Annotated in this window: 15 protein-coding genes; 7 read left to right on the top strand and 8 right to left on the bottom strand. The window is 47.8% G+C overall.

Annotated features, from left to right (window positions below; translation table 11 throughout):
- Window positions 1–472 precede the first annotated feature (472 nt).
- A complete protein-coding gene (locus MJ770_RS07800; protein ID WP_239251049.1) occupies window positions 473–1,513 on the top strand; it encodes an NAD-dependent epimerase/dehydratase family protein in 1,041 nt (346 codons plus the stop codon).
- 35 nt (window positions 1,514–1,548) lie between these two features.
- Here the strand turns inward: MJ770_RS07800 and phoR are convergent, their stop codons facing one another.
- The 6 genes from phoR to MJ770_RS07770 all read right to left on the bottom strand — a co-directional run bounded on the left by phoR (window position 1,549) and on the right by MJ770_RS07770 (window position 7,724).
- The gene (gene phoR, locus MJ770_RS07795; RefSeq protein WP_239251048.1) at window positions 1,549–2,871 is read right to left on the bottom strand and encodes a phosphate regulon sensor histidine kinase PhoR; all 1,323 of its coding nucleotides are present in this window, start codon (window positions 2,869–2,871) and stop codon (window positions 1,549–1,551) included.
- Between the two features lie 166 nt (window positions 2,872–3,037).
- Complete coding sequence (gene phoB, locus MJ770_RS07790) at window positions 3,038–3,724, bottom strand: phosphate regulon transcriptional regulator PhoB (RefSeq protein ID WP_239251047.1); 687 nt, start codon at window positions 3,722–3,724, stop codon at window positions 3,038–3,040.
- Between the two features lie 78 nt (window positions 3,725–3,802).
- Complete coding sequence (locus MJ770_RS07785) at window positions 3,803–5,233, bottom strand: sodium:solute symporter family protein (protein WP_239251046.1); 1,431 nt, start codon at window positions 5,231–5,233, stop codon at window positions 3,803–3,805.
- 113 nt (window positions 5,234–5,346) lie between these two features.
- The gene (locus MJ770_RS07780; RefSeq protein WP_239251045.1) at window positions 5,347–5,949 is read right to left on the bottom strand and encodes a peroxiredoxin; all 603 of its coding nucleotides are present in this window, start codon (window positions 5,947–5,949) and stop codon (window positions 5,347–5,349) included.
- Window positions 5,950–6,192: 243 nt separating this feature from the next.
- Entirely contained in the window at window positions 6,193–6,819 is a 627-nt protein-coding gene (gene tmk, locus MJ770_RS07775; RefSeq protein WP_239251044.1) for a dTMP kinase, read from the bottom strand.
- A gap of 20 nt (window positions 6,820–6,839) precedes the next feature.
- Window positions 6,840–7,724, bottom strand: coding sequence for a DMT family transporter (locus MJ770_RS07770; protein WP_239251043.1), 885 nt, complete (start codon window positions 7,722–7,724; stop codon window positions 6,840–6,842).
- A 45-nt stretch (window positions 7,725–7,769) separates the two neighbouring features.
- Between MJ770_RS07770 and dapC the strand changes: the two genes are divergently transcribed.
- From dapC to prmB, 6 genes are all read left to right on the top strand, one after another.
- Window positions 7,770–8,960 (top strand): succinyldiaminopimelate transaminase, encoded by a 1,191-nt coding sequence (gene dapC, locus MJ770_RS07765; protein ID WP_239251042.1) that lies wholly within the window; start codon window positions 7,770–7,772, stop codon window positions 8,958–8,960.
- Window positions 8,961–8,967: 7 nt separating this feature from the next.
- Entirely contained in the window at window positions 8,968–9,789 is an 822-nt protein-coding gene (gene dapD / locus MJ770_RS07760; protein ID WP_239251041.1) for a 2,3,4,5-tetrahydropyridine-2,6-dicarboxylate N-succinyltransferase, read from the top strand.
- 27 nt (window positions 9,790–9,816) lie between these two features.
- Complete coding sequence (locus MJ770_RS07755) at window positions 9,817–10,872, top strand: PilT/PilU family type 4a pilus ATPase (RefSeq protein ID WP_239251040.1); 1,056 nt, start codon at window positions 9,817–9,819, stop codon at window positions 10,870–10,872.
- Window positions 10,873–10,946: 74 nt separating this feature from the next.
- On the top strand, window positions 10,947–11,303 hold the full coding sequence (locus tag MJ770_RS07750; RefSeq protein ID WP_239251039.1) for an ArsC family reductase: 357 nt from the start codon (window positions 10,947–10,949) through the stop codon (window positions 11,301–11,303).
- Between the two features lie 7 nt (window positions 11,304–11,310).
- A complete protein-coding gene (dapE, locus tag MJ770_RS07745; RefSeq protein WP_239251038.1) occupies window positions 11,311–12,444 on the top strand; it encodes a succinyl-diaminopimelate desuccinylase in 1,134 nt (377 codons plus the stop codon).
- Window positions 12,441–13,367 (top strand): 50S ribosomal protein L3 N(5)-glutamine methyltransferase, encoded by a 927-nt coding sequence (prmB, locus tag MJ770_RS07740; RefSeq protein ID WP_239251037.1) that lies wholly within the window; start codon window positions 12,441–12,443, stop codon window positions 13,365–13,367. Before dapE ends, prmB begins: the two co-directional genes overlap by 4 nt.
- A gap of 73 nt (window positions 13,368–13,440) precedes the next feature.
- Here prmB and ispH read toward each other — a convergent pair whose 3' ends face one another.
- Both ispH and lspA read right to left on the bottom strand, forming a co-directional pair.
- Window positions 13,441–14,361: a 4-hydroxy-3-methylbut-2-enyl diphosphate reductase gene (gene ispH / locus MJ770_RS07735; RefSeq protein WP_239251036.1), complete on the bottom strand. Its 921-nt coding sequence runs from the start codon at window positions 14,359–14,361 to the stop codon at window positions 13,441–13,443.
- A 162-nt stretch (window positions 14,362–14,523) separates the two neighbouring features.
- A complete protein-coding gene (gene lspA / locus MJ770_RS07730; RefSeq protein WP_239251035.1) occupies window positions 14,524–15,009 on the bottom strand; it encodes a signal peptidase II in 486 nt (161 codons plus the stop codon).
- Window positions 15,010–15,013: the final 4 nt, after the last annotated feature.

Raw genomic sequence — 15,013 nt, 5'->3', positions numbered from 1 at the left:
TCGCGCTACGGCGTTTCATCAGCATTGGTAGGACTCGAGTTCAGATAGGTGAATTTTATCAAAAGTGCTTCATGAGAATGGGTTTTTCGAGGTGCCCTAATTTCTTTTCAGCTTTTAGACATCCCCCCGCATGGGGACACAATAGGGGTAAAATGTAATGCATTTACACTCCTTGCGGCTGAGGCTCTGCTACTTCCACAATCTTATGGTTACCGCTAATACAAACTAGTTTGGTCTAATACTTGGATGGAGTGTCTGAAAAAAGCTGAGTACGGTAGAATTCGCCTTGGATAGTTTCGGGAAACCTCTGTCTGTGCTTCACAGTCGTCCTCGCTACCCACTCAAAGAAAATTCAAGTTTCTAAAGTTAAATCGCAAACAATTCACTTAGACTGGTGTCACATTCACGTTTAATCCGATTACAGTTAAAGGCATGCAGTACGGCTCTTTAGGTATTGGTGAGGAAATAATTTATGACCGCTTTTCAAGTTGTTAAGCAGCGCCTACTGCAGAACCCTCGAGTTTGGCTGATTACTGGCGCGGCTGGTTTTATTGGCAGTAACTTGCTGGAGACACTCCTCAAGCTTGACCAGCATGTTAAGGGCTTAGATAATTTTGCTACAGGTTATAGAAAGAACCTTGAGGAGGTGGAAACTTGCGTTACACCGCAGCAATGGGCTCGATTTCGTCTCATAGAGGGGGATATTCGTGATCTAAATTCTTGTCGAGAGGCTGTGTCAGGTGTGGATTACGTACTGCACCAGGCGGCGCTCGGTTCGGTGCCACGCTCGCTTGAGAACCCTATTCTTACTAACGAAAATAATATCTCGGGATTTCTCAACATGCTTGTAGCGGCACGCGACGCAGCGGTAACGCGTTTTGTATATGCGGCTTCCAGTTCAACTTATGGTGACCATCCAGGCTTGCCCAAGGTTGAAAATATAATAGGCAAGCCTTTGTCGCCTTATGCAGTAACAAAGTATGTGAACGAACTTTATGCCGATGTATTCAGTCGATGTTACGAATTTCACACAATCGGTTTGCGCTATTTCAACATCTTTGGTCGTCGCCAGGATCCTAATGGTGCCTATGCAGCGGTAATTCCCAAGTGGGTAGCCAGTATGATCAACAATGAGCCTGTTTTTATTAATGGTGACGGAGAAACCAGTCGCGATTTTTGTTACATTGATAATGCTGTGCAGGCAAATCTTCTTGCCGCGACTGTAGAGGAGATCGATTCCACTAATCAAGTTTACAATATCGCTGTTGGGGACAGGACTACGCTCAACAACCTCTTTGATCAAAGCCGAATGCTACTCCTGCCGCACTTCCCACACTTAAAAGAATTTAAACCCGTTTGCCGTGATTTTCGTGCAGGTGATGTGCGGCACTCTCAAGCGGACATTTCAAAAGCCCAGTCTTTTTTGGGTTATGCGCCTACTCACAACATCGCCCAAGGCTTGGAAGAATCGATGGCATGGTATGTTAAAAACATGGCTAAACGTAATGAATGATATTGAAAATCAAGCCGTTTGCATTACAGGTGTTACTAATTGGCAATTGTTTCTTCCACTTGCAATGACAGGCATCGGCTCGAAGAAAATATAACACTGAACGTACTGCCCTTACCTTCCTCGCTGGCTATTTCCAAGCGCGCCTGATGTCGGCTGGCTATATGCTTGACAATTGCCAGCCCCAAACCTGTACCCCCGGTTTCTCTTGAACGACTGCGATCAACCCGATAAAAACGCTCCGTCAGTCGTGGGATGTGTTGCGGCGAGACTCCAATGCCGCTGTCCTGCACACTAAATACCGGCTGATCGCCCTTTTCGTGCCAACTCACCAAAATCTCGCCTCCATGTGGAGTGTAACGGATTGCATTTGAAATCAAATTGCCAAAGGCGCTGCGCAACTCATCAGCGTTGCCCAGCAGGGCGCAACTGCTCGCCAGTTCTAGCTGCAGCGTATGATTCCCCGCACTTAAAGATTGCCCTTCTTGAAGTAGTGTGCGTAAAAGTCTGGCTACATCCACGGTTTCTTCCTGCAAGGCATTGAGTGTATCCTCCAGCTTGGACAAGGTTAGTAAACCATCTACCAGCTGCTCCATACGGCACATTTGCTCTCCCATCAGATTTAGCGCACGGCGCGCCATATTATTTTCAAGGTTGGGCATATCATGCAAGGTCTCAACGAAGCCATTGACTACGGTAAGCGGCGTGCGCAACTCATGCGACACATTGGCGACAAAATCACGACGCATGGTTTCAATGCGCTCCAAATGGGTAATGTCGCGACTAATTAGTAGCCGCTTGTTGTCTCCATAGGGGATTAATTTAATGGACAGCGTCAGCCCATCCTGTCGCGCCCCGTAAAGAACCAGCGGTTCGTTGAAGTCGCGCACGGCGAGGTATTTAGCGAATTCTGGTTGACGAACAAGATAAGTGATCTGTTGGCCGATATCATGCTTGTAGTCCAGGCCAAAATGTTGCACTGCAAGCGGATTACACCATTCAATGTGGTAGGCTTCATCAAGTATAGCCACTCCTTCTGGTAGCGCCGAGGTAGCCTGCTCCATGTGCTGAAGCGCCGCGACGCGTTGCTTATGTTCTTTATGATGTTGTCGTACCATCCTGTTTAGCCGCATAAATACATCCTCCCACAACCCTGAGCCATCAGGCACCATACGCTCATCAGAATCGATCAGCCAGAAATCAAGAGCTTTGAGTTGACGTAAGTGCAGAACTAGATTTATCAACATCATCATGCTAAAGAATAAGGTAGCGGGTAACGCTCCTACTGTCACCCACACTAGCAGGGAAAGAATCAAGAAGACAAACACGGGAAAAAGTGCACGACGCCAAAAATCAAACATGGTGTAGCCTTTAAAAATTATGCTGCGCTATTATCATGGTGTATAAGCGCTGGAAAATCACATCTAAGCAGGGTAAAAAAATTGTAGGACACCTCTAAAAATCCAATTTTTAAAGGTGTCTTGTAATTGACGGTACGGAGTGCTGCTACGCTTTAACCCATCCAGTTTAGTTGCATGAAAAACGGTAGCCGCTACCGCGCACAGTTTGAACAAGCCTATCGTGGTTGGAGGGCTCAAGCGCCTGGCGCAAACGGCGAATGTGTACATCCACTGTGCGCTCTTCCACAAATACATGATCGCCCCAAACTTGGTCAAGCAGCTGCGAACGGCTATAGACCCTCTCAGGATGAGTCATAAAAAAATGTAACAAACGAAATTCAGTTGGCCCCAGATCAATCATTGCTCCATCAGCATTGATACGATGCATCGCTGGCGATAATTCCAGCCCACCTGCTGTCACTATTTCATCACTCATTTGTGGCGCGCGGCGGCGCAGCACGGCACGGATGCGAGCCATCAGTTCACGTGGCGAAAATGGCTTGGTTATGTAGTCGTCTGCGCCGGATTCCAGTCCCAGAATTTTATCGCGTTCGTCGATTCGCGCAGTCAGCATGATGATGGGGATGTTATGTGTACGGTGATCGGCGCGCAGACGGCGCGCCAGTTCCACGCCACTACTACCGGGCAGCATCCAGTCAAGCAGAATCAGGTCCGGCAACGCATGGTTGATATGCGTCCAAGCGTCATCGGCATCCAATGCCTCGATTGCATGGTAGCCGCATTGCGTTATATTGAATGCAAGCAGCTCCTGTATTGCAGGTTCGTCTTCCACTACCAGAATATTCGCGGTCATTATTTTCTCCGTCGTTTATATGACAAACAACTTGCGATGGTATGACAGAAATGTGACAGCAGTATGACGGTATGCTCCCTATTCAATCAAATGAGTAGCATGGCTACGGCGCTTCAAATCGGGCAGCAGCGAGCCGATCAACATGCCTGATGCGCTCATCAGCAAGCCCGCCAGCTGTGGTGGACACAGCCCATCAGGATTAAAAATTTCAAGCAGTAACCAAGACGATAGGCCAGCGGCAATTGCAAACAACGCACCTTGCGTGTTCGCTCGCTTCCAGTACAACCCGCACACCAGCGGGATGAATGCTGACACTAACGTCACCTTGTAGGCATTCCCCACCATCAAGTAGATACTTAATGTGGATTTTAACGCAAACAAAGTAACGGCCACGGTGAAACATACAACGACAGCGCGCATGGTCCATAAAAAATGCCGGTCGCTCTGGTGACCAATAATGCTTTTCAGGATATTTTCGGTAAATGTCACTGACGGTGCCAGTAAAGTGCCGCTGGCAGTACTCATAATGGCGGCAAGTAGTGCACCAAAAAATATCACCTGAGCAAACACTGGTGTATGGTTCATGATCAGCGTGGGCAAAATCAACTGTGCGTTATCGTCAATCAGCGTAGCCACCATAACGGGGTCAATCAATGTGGCGGAATAAGCCAGAAAAAGAGGTACAAAGGCGAACAGAAAATACAGGGTGCCACCAAGTAACGCGCCGAATACAGCAGTTTTTTCATTTTTTGCAGACATCACACGCTGGAATACGTCTTGCTGTGGAATGGAGCCTAGCATCATTGTTACCGCCGCACCGATGAATGCGAGTACATCTCTGGTTTCCAGCTGCGGCCATAAAATAAGCTTTTGAGCTTGTGCGGCATGGTCTATAACCCTGTCTGCTCCACCTGCTATACCAGATAGTAGCCAAGTGAGGTACAGCATACCGACAACGATAATTGTCATTTGGAAAGCGTCTGTCAAAGCCACCGACCACATTCCGCCGAAGAGGGTGTAGATTAGCACGATGCCAGCGCCAACCACCATTCCCTCACCGGGTGAAATCGCACCTTGGGTGATAAACGAGAACACCAAGCCCAACGCTGTAATCTGCGCTGAGACCCAGCCCAAGTATGAAACGATAATAGCCAGGCTGGTAAGCACCTCAACCGTGCGACCAAAACGCTGCCGGTAATAGTCGCCAATGGTAATCAGGTTCATTTTATAAAGCTTGGCGGCGAAAAATGCACCCACCAGAATCAAGCACATGCTGGCACCAAAGGGATCTTCAACGATTCCCCTCAAGCCCTCCTGAACGAACGTTGCGGATACTCCCAGCACTGTTTCCGCACCGAACCAGGTAGCAAACACTGTGGCCGTAACGATATACAGCGGCAAGTGCCGTCCGGCCATCACATAGTCTTTGACATTATGTACGCGCGTGGCGGCATACAAGCCGATTCCGATGGAAATCATCAGATAAAGAATGACGAGCCAGATCAGCATGAATGTATTGTTAAATCGTATCAGTACAGACTAATTGCAGCAGTCCTTGGCTGCTATTGAGATAAACAAAAAAGCCCCCCACGGGAGCCTTTTTGTAATGTACAAACAAGAATTTATAATTTTTCGGCGTGCTCGGCCAAGTACTTCGATACACCCTCAGAGGAGGCATCCATCCCAGCTTTACCCTTGCTCCAGCCAGCGGGGCAAACTTCTCCATGCTCCTCATGAAATTGCAATGCATCTACCATGCGCAGCATTTCATCAATGTCGCGACCAAGCGGTAGATCGTTCACTACTTGGTGGCGTACCACACCGCTACGGTCGATTAAAAATGAGCCACGGAAAGCCACCCCGTCCTTGTGCTCAACGTCATAGGCGCGGCAAATTTCATGCTTAATGTCGGCCACCAGCGGGTAGCGCACCTGACCGATACCGCCATTATTAATGGGCGTATTTTTCCAAGCCAGATGTGTAAACTGCGAATCAATAGAAATGCCGATTACTTCGGTATTACGCTTCTTAAATTCGTCTAAGCGATGATCAAAAGCAATCAATTCGGAAGGACATACGAAAGTAAAATCCAGCGGGTAAAAGAACACCACTCCATACTTGCCATCCAAGTGATTGTTCAAGCTAAAAGCTTCGTTTATTTCATTGTTACCCATCACTGCAGCAGCAGTAAAATCAGGGGCAAGCTTGCCGACGAGAACAGTCATTATTTTTCCTTTTGCTGAATTAATTATTGCCAAGGGATGGAATTTAGCGAGTGATAGAGTGACTGTCAACCACAATGCTCTGAAAGGCTGAGAATCAATCAAATAGTTTCGGTATAACCTTCACATCGAGTCTCTAGCGGCCTGTCTGGCCAATCAAAGCTGTGAAAGATTAAATTATCGCCTCAAAATTCAACTATGTGGCGAGCGGACAGTGGCGTCGGCCGCGCTTGATTTCAATATCAATCATCTTTCTTTAAAGATTGGATGGCATAGGACTGTTTTTTCTAAATTTTCCTTAACTTTCTCAGGTGTTTGCGAAGCATCAATCAAAACAAAGCGATCTGAATGATTTTTAAAGCGCTCCAGATAAGCTTGTCGCACCTTCTCGAAAAAAGTGCCTTCTTCTTGCTCGAAGCGATCCAATGTTATATTTTTAGACAATCGTTGGCGTGCCACCTCAACTGGAATGTCAAACAACAATGTCAAATCCGGCTGAAAATTTTCATGTACCCAACATTCCAATTGTTCCAGTTTTGCCACCTTCACCCCCCTGCCCCCACCCTGGTAGGCAAAACTGGCATCGCTAAAACGGTCGGACACCACCCAGGTTCCCAGTTGCAAAGCTGGCTTGATAACCTGCTCAATATGTTCTAAACGAGCGGCAAACATTAATAGCGCCTCCGCTTCTGCGTGCATGGATTGATTTAGCAGAATTTCACGCAGACACTCACCCATGGGTGTGCCACCCGGCTCACGCGTTACCAGCACCTTCTTACCGCTTTTTCGCAAGACCTCGACAAACCAGGCCAGATGGGTACTCTTACCTGCCCCATCTACCCCTTCAAAGGTAATAAATTTCGCCTTGTTCATTAACAATTCCCCAAGAAATATTATTTATCGTGCTGTGGCGTGCATTTCCCTGACAGCAAACTGGCCGAAACAATCAACACTGCACCGATAACTTCCCGCAGTCCCATTTCCTCATTAGCCAAGAAATACGCGGATACGGCAGCAAATACCAGCTCGGATAGAAGCAGAACAATAGACTGGTTGGCCGGCAAATTAGTCAGCCCATATTGCAAAGCAAAACTAATGGCACACAACACCAATCCAATCAGCCATAGCAACCACCACGCATCGCTGGGGATGCTATGCAATTGCGCCATAAAATTGCCCTTGTACAACAGCAACACGGTGGTAAACAGTATCGTGCCAATCCATATACTTGCCGCTTTGAAATTCACGCTTAAGTGCTGTGTACGACGCACTATGACATTCATCAAAGCAAAACTAGCCCCCGCTGAAAGGCCTATCCATTCAGCCTGATTTTGCGGCAGCGGTAAACCTTGCTGTGTATCCCACAGCATAACGAATGCACCACCCAATGACAGCGCGATAATGGCGTAGCCATAATAATTTAATTTTTCGCCGAGTAGCCAGTATGAGAAAAATACCGTCCATAATGGCGCGAGATAAAACAGCAGCAGAATGCGCATAACTTCGCCATCCAACATCGCCAGTACATAGCCTAAATTAGTCCAGCCTGCACTCGCCATCAATGCAATACACAGCCACCCGGCAATTCGCAATTCGCGCCATATCGGCCCCAAGAGCAGCAGGCCTAATACCATTGCCATACAATAGCTGAGCAGCGTAGATAATTCGCCGCCTACCCCCATGTTGTTTAGTGCACGATAGGGGTACCATATCAGTCCCCATACCAGTGCCCCACTCAACAGGCATATCACCGACAAAACTTTTTGTTTTGATGCCACTCGCCACACCCTTATAATTGTGATTGTTCAGCTTAAGAAAAAATTATGAATCCTAATCTTGATAGTCTGCAGCCTTACCCGTTCCAGAAACTCGCCAATTTGTTCAGCTCAGTTGCACCCAACCCAACTTATCGGCCTATCAGCCTGCACATTGGAGAACCCAAACATGCCACTCCGAAATTAATCAGTGACGCATTAAGTGCCAATCTGGCGGGACTTTCGAATTATCCCACAACAGCTGGTAGTGACACGCTGCGTGGCAGCATTGCCAGCTGGCTTGAGCAACGTTACGATCTTCCTGCTCTGGATGCAAAGTCACAAGTCCTGCCTGTAAATGGCAGCCGTGAGGCGCTGTTTGCTTTCGCCCAGGCAGTCATTGACCGTACGTGTAACAACCCCACTGTAATTTGCCCTAATCCGTTCTATCAGATATATGAAGGCGCAGCTCTGCTGGCTGGTGCCACGCCCTATTTTCTCAACACCCTGCCAGAAGATAACTACGCGTTAAATTTTGAACAATTACCACAGGATGTTTGGCAGCGCACGCAACTGATATATGTATGCTCACCCGGCAACCCGACCGGACGTGTAATTGAACTTGCAGAATGGAAGACGCTATTCGATTTAGCCGACCGTTACGGTTTTATCATCGCTGCCGACGAATGCTATTCTGAAATATATTTCGATACGCCACCCCTCGGTGCATTACAAGCAGCACAACAACTGGGGCGCGGGAATTTCCGTAATCTGGTGTCTTTTTTCAGCTTATCCAAGCGTTCTAACGTACCGGGCATGCGTTCCGGCTTTGTGGCGGGCGATGCACAAATAATAGAAAAATTTAAACTGTATCGCACTTACCATGGCTGCGCCATGAATCCGGCAGTGCAAGCCGCTAGTACCGTCGCCTGGCAGGATGAAGGTCATGTCGCCGAAAATAGGCGCCTGTATATGGAGAAATTTTCACTGGTTAAACGCGTCCTGGAACCTGTACTGCCGGTGGCGCTACCGGATGCCAGCTTTTACTTGTGGCTACACGTGCCTGTAGTTGACACCCGCTTCGCGCAATTTCTGCATCGAGACTATAATGTTGCAGTGTTGCCCGGAAGCTTCCTGGCACGTAATGCTCATGGTATCAATCCAGGCGAAAATTTTATCCGCATCGCCTTGGTAGCTGAGCTGAGCGAAACCATGGAAGCCGCGCATCGCATCGCCGAATTTACCCGCAAACTTAACTAGGAAAATCATGGAACAACTGCAACAGATCATCGAACCCGCCTTTGAACACCGTGCCGAGATTACACCACGCAACGTAGACGCCAAACTGAAAGATGCAGTGGACACTGTTATTGGCCACCTCGACCATGGCATTCTGCGAGTGGCAGAAAAAATTGATGGTCAGTGGGTGACCCATCAATGGCTGAAAAAAGCAGTGTTATTGTCTTTCCGCATTGAAGACAATGCTTTCATCAAAGGCGGCTTTACCAATTATTACGACAAGGTACCGTCCAAATTTGCCGACTTCAACTCACGCGATTTTCGTGAAGGCGGTTTCCGCGTAGTGCCACCAGCTGCGGCACGCAAAGGTTCATTCATAGGCAAAAACGTGGTTTTGATGCCCTCTTACGTCAATATTGGCGCTTATGTGGGCGAAGGTACCATGGTGGATACTTGGGCGACAGTCGGTTCTTGCGCACAGATTGGCAAGAACGTTCACTTGAGTGGTGGAGTCGGCATCGGCGGTGTACTGGAACCGGTACAGGCCAATCCAACCATTATCGAGGACAATTGCTTCATCGGTGCGCGTTCAGAAATTGTCGAAGGCGTGATTGTAGAAGAAGGCGCGGTAATTTCGATGGGTGTCTATATCGGACAAAGCACCAAGATTTACGATCGCGAAACTGGCGAAATACATTATGGTCGCGTACCGGCTGGCTCCGTAGTAGTGTCCGGCAACTTGCCCTCCAAGGATGGCAGCTACAGCCTGTATTGCGCAGTGATCGTAAAGAAAGTGGATGCCAAAACCCGGGCAAAAGTCGGCATTAATGAGCTATTACGCGGAATTTAAAGCCAGTTTCACCCCGGGAAAAAGATTATGATCATTACACCTTTTTTACAGTTGGCTGCCGACAAACAGGCCTCTGATCTTTTCTTCTCCGCGGGTGCACCAATCAACATCAAGATCAATGGCGTGGTTATGCCGGTGAACGCAAAAAAACTTGATAACGAAATTATTAAGCGCATCGCCTATGAAATAATGACACCTGAGCAAATCGCTACCTTCGAGTCCAGCATGGAAATGAATTTTTCCTATCGTGTCTTTGATGCTGGAAATTATCGGGTGAATATTTTCCGCCAGCGAGGCAGCATTTCCATTGTCATTCGTTATATCCGGTTCAGCACTCTCAGCGCTGAGGATCTGCATCTGCCACCAGTATTGAATCAGCTCATTATGGAAAAGCGTGGCCTGATATTGGTTGCGGGTGCGACTGGATCGGGCAAATCCACAACAATGGCTGCAATGATTGAGCATCGTAAAAACATTGCCTCCGGACATATCCTGACAATTGAAGACCCCGTCGAGTACCTGTTTCAACATAATAAATCCATAGTTAATCAGCGCGAGGTCGGCGCCGACACGCTTTCCTATGGCAATGCTCTGGAAAGCGCCATGCGCGAGGCGCCTGACGTGCTAATGATAGGCGAAGTTCGCGACCGCGAAACATTCAAACATGCGCTGATCTTTGCCCAGAGTGGTCATTTATGCCTGTCCACGCTGCACGCCAACAATAGCTACCATGCTCTGAATCGCATCGTAAATTTCTTTCCGCATGATACTCGTCGAGCAATACTCGCTGACATGGCAATGAGCTTGCGGGCAGTAATTTCTCAACGTTTGCTACCCAACGTGCATGGCAAATTGGTGCCCGCTGTAGAAATTTTACTCAATACAACACTTATCTCTGAGCTGATTAAAAACGATGAAATCGATAAGATTCGCGATGCTATCGATCAAAGTGTATCGTCCGGTTCACAGACCTTTGAACAGGCATTATTCAAGCTGTATAAAAATGGGGATATTACTAAAGAAGATGCTTTACGCAACGCTGACTCGGCCAGTAATTTATCATCCTTGATCTATTACTCTTAGTTCAGCACGCTTAATTGCAGGTGACTTTGGCAGTTCCACACTGACAAATATTAAATATTTATGAATTCCACAAGATGAAATTATATGGCATTTCAAATTGCGACACTGTCAAAAAAGCCCGCGCCTGGCTGGACCAGCATCGTGCAGAGTATCAATTTCACGATTTTAAAAAACATGGCCTTGAACCGGAACTGGCGCAGTGCTGGCTGCAACAGATGGGATGGGAAAGTCTAATTAACCGTAAGGGTCTGACTTGGCGCGGCTTGTCAGTCGAACAAAAACAAGCCATCAATGACAACAATAGCGCTTTACCGCTGTTACTGGAAAAAACAAGCGTCATTAAACGCCCGCTATTGGAACAGGATGGCAAACTGCTGCATATCGGCTTCGACGATGTCAGTTACGAAAAAATTTTTAATTTCAAGTCTTAATCTATATATGCCCACCCTTGAACTCGCCAAACAACTTATCGCTCGCCGCTCGCTCACACCGTTGGATGAAGGCTGCTTGACTCTCATCGGCGCACGCCTCGAACCGCTTGGATTCAAGCTGGAAACATTACGCTACGATAATGTGGACAATCTGTGGGCACGGCGCGGCAGCAGTGGGCCAGTGGTATGCTTTGCTGGCCACACCGATGTCGTGCCGACTGGCCCACTGGATCAGTGGCACAGCGACCCATTTACGCCAACTATACGCGACGGAATGTTATATGGTCGCGGAGCTGCCGACATGAAGGGCTCACTGGCCGCCTTCGTCACATCCATCGAAGAATTTGTGGCAACACACCCCAATCATGCCGGCTCAATTGCCTTGTTACTTACTTCCGATGAGGAAGGCATAGCCGTAAATGGCACAGTTCGCGTAGTAGAAGCATTAAAAATGCGCGGAGAAAAAATGGATTACTGTATCGTGGGCGAACCCACTTCATCTGCAAAAACTGGCGACACCATCAAAAACGGTCGGCGCGGTTCGCTTTCGGGCAAACTTACTGTAAAAGGAGTGCAAGGTCATATCGCCTACCCGCACCTGGCCAAAAACCCCATTCATCTCGCCGCCCCGGCCATTGCCGAACTGGCCGCAATGGCATGGGATAAAGGAAACACTTATTTCCCAGCTACAACTTGGCAAATTTCCAACATACACAGTGGCACTGGGGCAACGAATGTCATTCCTGGCACAGTAGAAATCGACTTCAATTTTCGTTTTTCAACTGCAAGCACAGTAGAAGAACTGAAATCCAAGACCCACGCCATTCTTGATCAGCATGAGCTGAATTATGAATTGGCCTGGTCACTTTCCGGTAAGCCCTTCCTCACACCACGCGGTGATATGGTTGATGCAGTGGGTGCTGCTATCAAAGAGGTAACGGGTATCGAAACCGAACTTTCGACCAGTGGTGGCACCTCCGATGGGCGTTTCATAGCCGACATCTGCCCGCAAGTAATAGAGTTCGGTCCGATTAACGCAACGATACATAAACTCAATGAATGCGTATCCGTGACCGATTTGGATGTATTGTCCAAAATATACTGCCGCACACTAGTCAACCTGCTGGCCAATAAAACATGAGTGACTTGCATAACTTTGACTCCAGCGACGAACTTCACACCGTGCGTGACTGGTTGCGCTTTACGGTAAGTGCATTCAACGAAGCAAAGCTCAGCTTCGGGCATGGTTCAGCCAACGCATATGATGAAGCAGCCTACCTCATACTGCACACGCTGCATCTGCCATTGGACACACTGGATCCTTTTCTTGATGCGCGACTAATTTCAGACGAAAAAAATGCATTACTTGCATTGCTCAAGCAGCGCGTAGATCAACGAATTCCTGTCGCCTACCTGACGCAAGAAGCTTGGTTAGGAGACTTTCGATTCTATGTGGATAAGCGCGTCATCGTGCCACGCTCTTTCATCGCGGAACTGATACAAGAGCAATTTGCGTCTTGGATAGCTGATACGAAGATCGTGACCAACGTATTAGATCTATGCACTGGCAGTGGCTGTCTCGCCATTTTGGCTACGCACGCTTTTCCTGATGCAGCAGTGGATGCGGTTGACATTTCTCCAGCCGCATTGGAAGTTGCTCAGCGCAATATTGCTGACTATGGTTTGGAAGACCGAATCAACATTATAGAATCAGATCTATTTGCCAATCTGAAGGGTAAACAATACGACGTCATTATCAGCAACCCACCTTACGTGGATGCGCCATCCATGGCCTCGCTACCGTCAGAATATCGGCATGAGCCGCAACTCGCGTTGGGTAGTGGCGCAGATGGGCTTGATGCCACACGCAAAATATTGGAACATGCGGCCGACCACCTCAATCCCAATGGATTGCTAGTGGTAGAGATCGGTCATAATCGTCCCGCACTTGAAGCCGTATATCCCAATCTGCCGTTCATCTGGCTGGAGGTAGCAGCGGGTGACGAGTTTGTCTTTATGTTGCGGCGCGAGGATTTAATTCGTAACAACCTCAATTCAATCTGACACTACAGGGCACCTCTACAAATCTAATTTTGCATAGCGGTTGTTCGCAACAACTAGATTGTTAGAGGTGCTTTCAGGCAAGCGTTTTGGGGATTGGAAACACTACATTTTCGCTAATACCATCTAATTCACGTACACTCACTGCACCTAGCTCTTGTAGCCGTGCAATCACGTTCTGCACCAATATCTCTGGAGCGGAAGCACCGGCTGAGATACCGACACGCGATTTTCCAGACAGCCATTCAGATTTTAATTCACCAGCATTATCAACAAGGTAAGCTGGAACATTCATGTTGCGTGCCACTTCACGCAAGCGGTTTGAATTAGAGCTACTGGGCGAACCCACCACGATTACCAGGTCACATTGGTTAGTCAGATTTTTGACCGCGTCCTGTCGGTTCTGCGTAGCATAGCAAATGTCGTTTTTACTGGGGCCGGTAATGCCTGGAAATCGAGTCTTGAGTATTTCAATGATTGTAGCGGTATCATCCATTGAGAGTGTAGTCTGGGTAACAAAAGCAATGTTATTTGGATCTTTCACCTCAAGAAGCTGCGCGTCTGCCGGCGACTCCACCAGATACATGTTGCCGTCTCCCTGCCCCATAGTGCCTTCCACTTCGGGATGACCGGCGTGTCCTATCATTATAATTTCCTTACCCCGCAGGCGCAGGCGCGCAACTTCGCTATGCACCTTGGTTACCAGCGGGCAAGTTGCATCGAATACTGTAAACCCACGTGCCTCCGCTTCGCTTCGCACCGCTTGAGATACGCCATGTGCACTGAAAATGAGGATACTGCCTGCGGGTACATCAGCTAAATCATCAATGAACACTGCACCTTTTTTTCGCAAGTTAGCAACCACAAACTCGTTATGTACTACTTCGTGGCGTACATAAATTGGGGCACCATGCAGGTCTAGCGCGCGCTCGACCATTTCGATGGCGCGGTCAACGCCAGCACAAAAACCGCGGGGATTGGCGAGTAATATTTCCATTCTCTCTCTTCAATAAATAATAAATATCTCTAGAAATTCTGATTGATAGCCTGCCTATTAAATATATGCAGCACTAGGAAATTTTTCTGCGACTTACATTGGGAGAGCTCTAATTTTTAGCAACGCCCTGATTTGATATTCCCATGAATACAAAAAAACATCCTATGATTTTTTTGTAAAACTTTCCCACAGCATCAACCCTGCACCACAGGTAACTGCTGAATCTGCAATGTTAAATACTGGAAAGTGATAAGTATTCCAGTAAAAATCCAGGAAGTCCACCACGTAGCCGTAAGCAACGCGGTCTATCAGGTTACCCACTGCACCACCGAGAATCAATGTCAGAGCCAAACAGAACAGTTTCTCCTGCTTATGTTTATGTAGCAGCCATACTATCCAAACTGATGCAACCACGGCTATGACAGTGAAAAACCAACGTTGCCAGCCTCCAGCATTACTGAGGAAACTGAACGCCGCACCGCTATTGTGCACGAGCACCAAGTTAAAGAAATTTGTCACCGCCACGCTCTCGCCATAGTCAAAATTCCAGCTGATCCAGAGCTTGGTGATTTGATCGAGGATGATTATTACTGTTGCCAAACTTAACCAGTGGATCAATCTAGCGTCTCCCCCAACTGGCTTCGTCATGCTT

The organism is Candidatus Nitrotoga sp. M5 (assembly GCF_927904885.1).
In the GTDB taxonomy this organism is placed as follows: Bacteria; Pseudomonadota; Gammaproteobacteria; order Burkholderiales; family Gallionellaceae; genus Nitrotoga.
The sequence above is the reverse complement of the archived record's forward strand: the minus strand, read 5'-3'. Positions and strand labels throughout refer to the sequence as shown.

Bases quoted from the DNA above. Each gene is read 5' to 3' on its own strand.
- MJ770_RS07800 (WP_239251049.1), top strand. From the start codon at position 473: ATGACCGCTTTTCAAGTTGTTAAGCAGCGCCTACTGCAGAACCCTCGA.
- phoR (WP_239251048.1), bottom strand. From the start codon at position 2,871: ATGTTTGATTTTTGGCGTCGTGCACTTTTTCCCGTGTTTGTCTTCTTG.
- phoB (WP_239251047.1), bottom strand. From the start codon at position 3,724: ATGACCGCGAATATTCTGGTAGTGGAAGACGAACCTGCAATACAGGAG.
- MJ770_RS07785 (WP_239251046.1), bottom strand. From the start codon at position 5,233: ATGCTGATCTGGCTCGTCATTCTTTATCTGATGATTTCCATCGGAATC.
- MJ770_RS07780 (WP_239251045.1), bottom strand. From the start codon at position 5,949: ATGACTGTTCTCGTCGGCAAGCTTGCCCCTGATTTTACTGCTGCTGCA.
- tmk (WP_239251044.1), bottom strand. From the start codon at position 6,819: ATGAACAAGGCGAAATTTATTACCTTTGAAGGGGTAGATGGGGCAGGT.
- dapC (WP_239251042.1), top strand. From the start codon at position 7,770: ATGAATCCTAATCTTGATAGTCTGCAGCCTTACCCGTTCCAGAAACTC.
- dapD (WP_239251041.1), top strand. From the start codon at position 8,968: ATGGAACAACTGCAACAGATCATCGAACCCGCCTTTGAACACCGTGCC.
- MJ770_RS07755 (WP_239251040.1), top strand. From the start codon at position 9,817: ATGATCATTACACCTTTTTTACAGTTGGCTGCCGACAAACAGGCCTCT.
- MJ770_RS07750 (WP_239251039.1), top strand. From the start codon at position 10,947: ATGAAATTATATGGCATTTCAAATTGCGACACTGTCAAAAAAGCCCGC.
- dapE (WP_239251038.1), top strand. From the start codon at position 11,311: ATGCCCACCCTTGAACTCGCCAAACAACTTATCGCTCGCCGCTCGCTC.
- prmB (WP_239251037.1), top strand. From the start codon at position 12,441: ATGAGTGACTTGCATAACTTTGACTCCAGCGACGAACTTCACACCGTG.
- ispH (WP_239251036.1), bottom strand. From the start codon at position 14,361: ATGGAAATATTACTCGCCAATCCCCGCGGTTTTTGTGCTGGCGTTGAC.
- lspA (WP_239251035.1), bottom strand. From the start codon at position 15,009: ATGACGAAGCCAGTTGGGGGAGACGCTAGATTGATCCACTGGTTAAGT.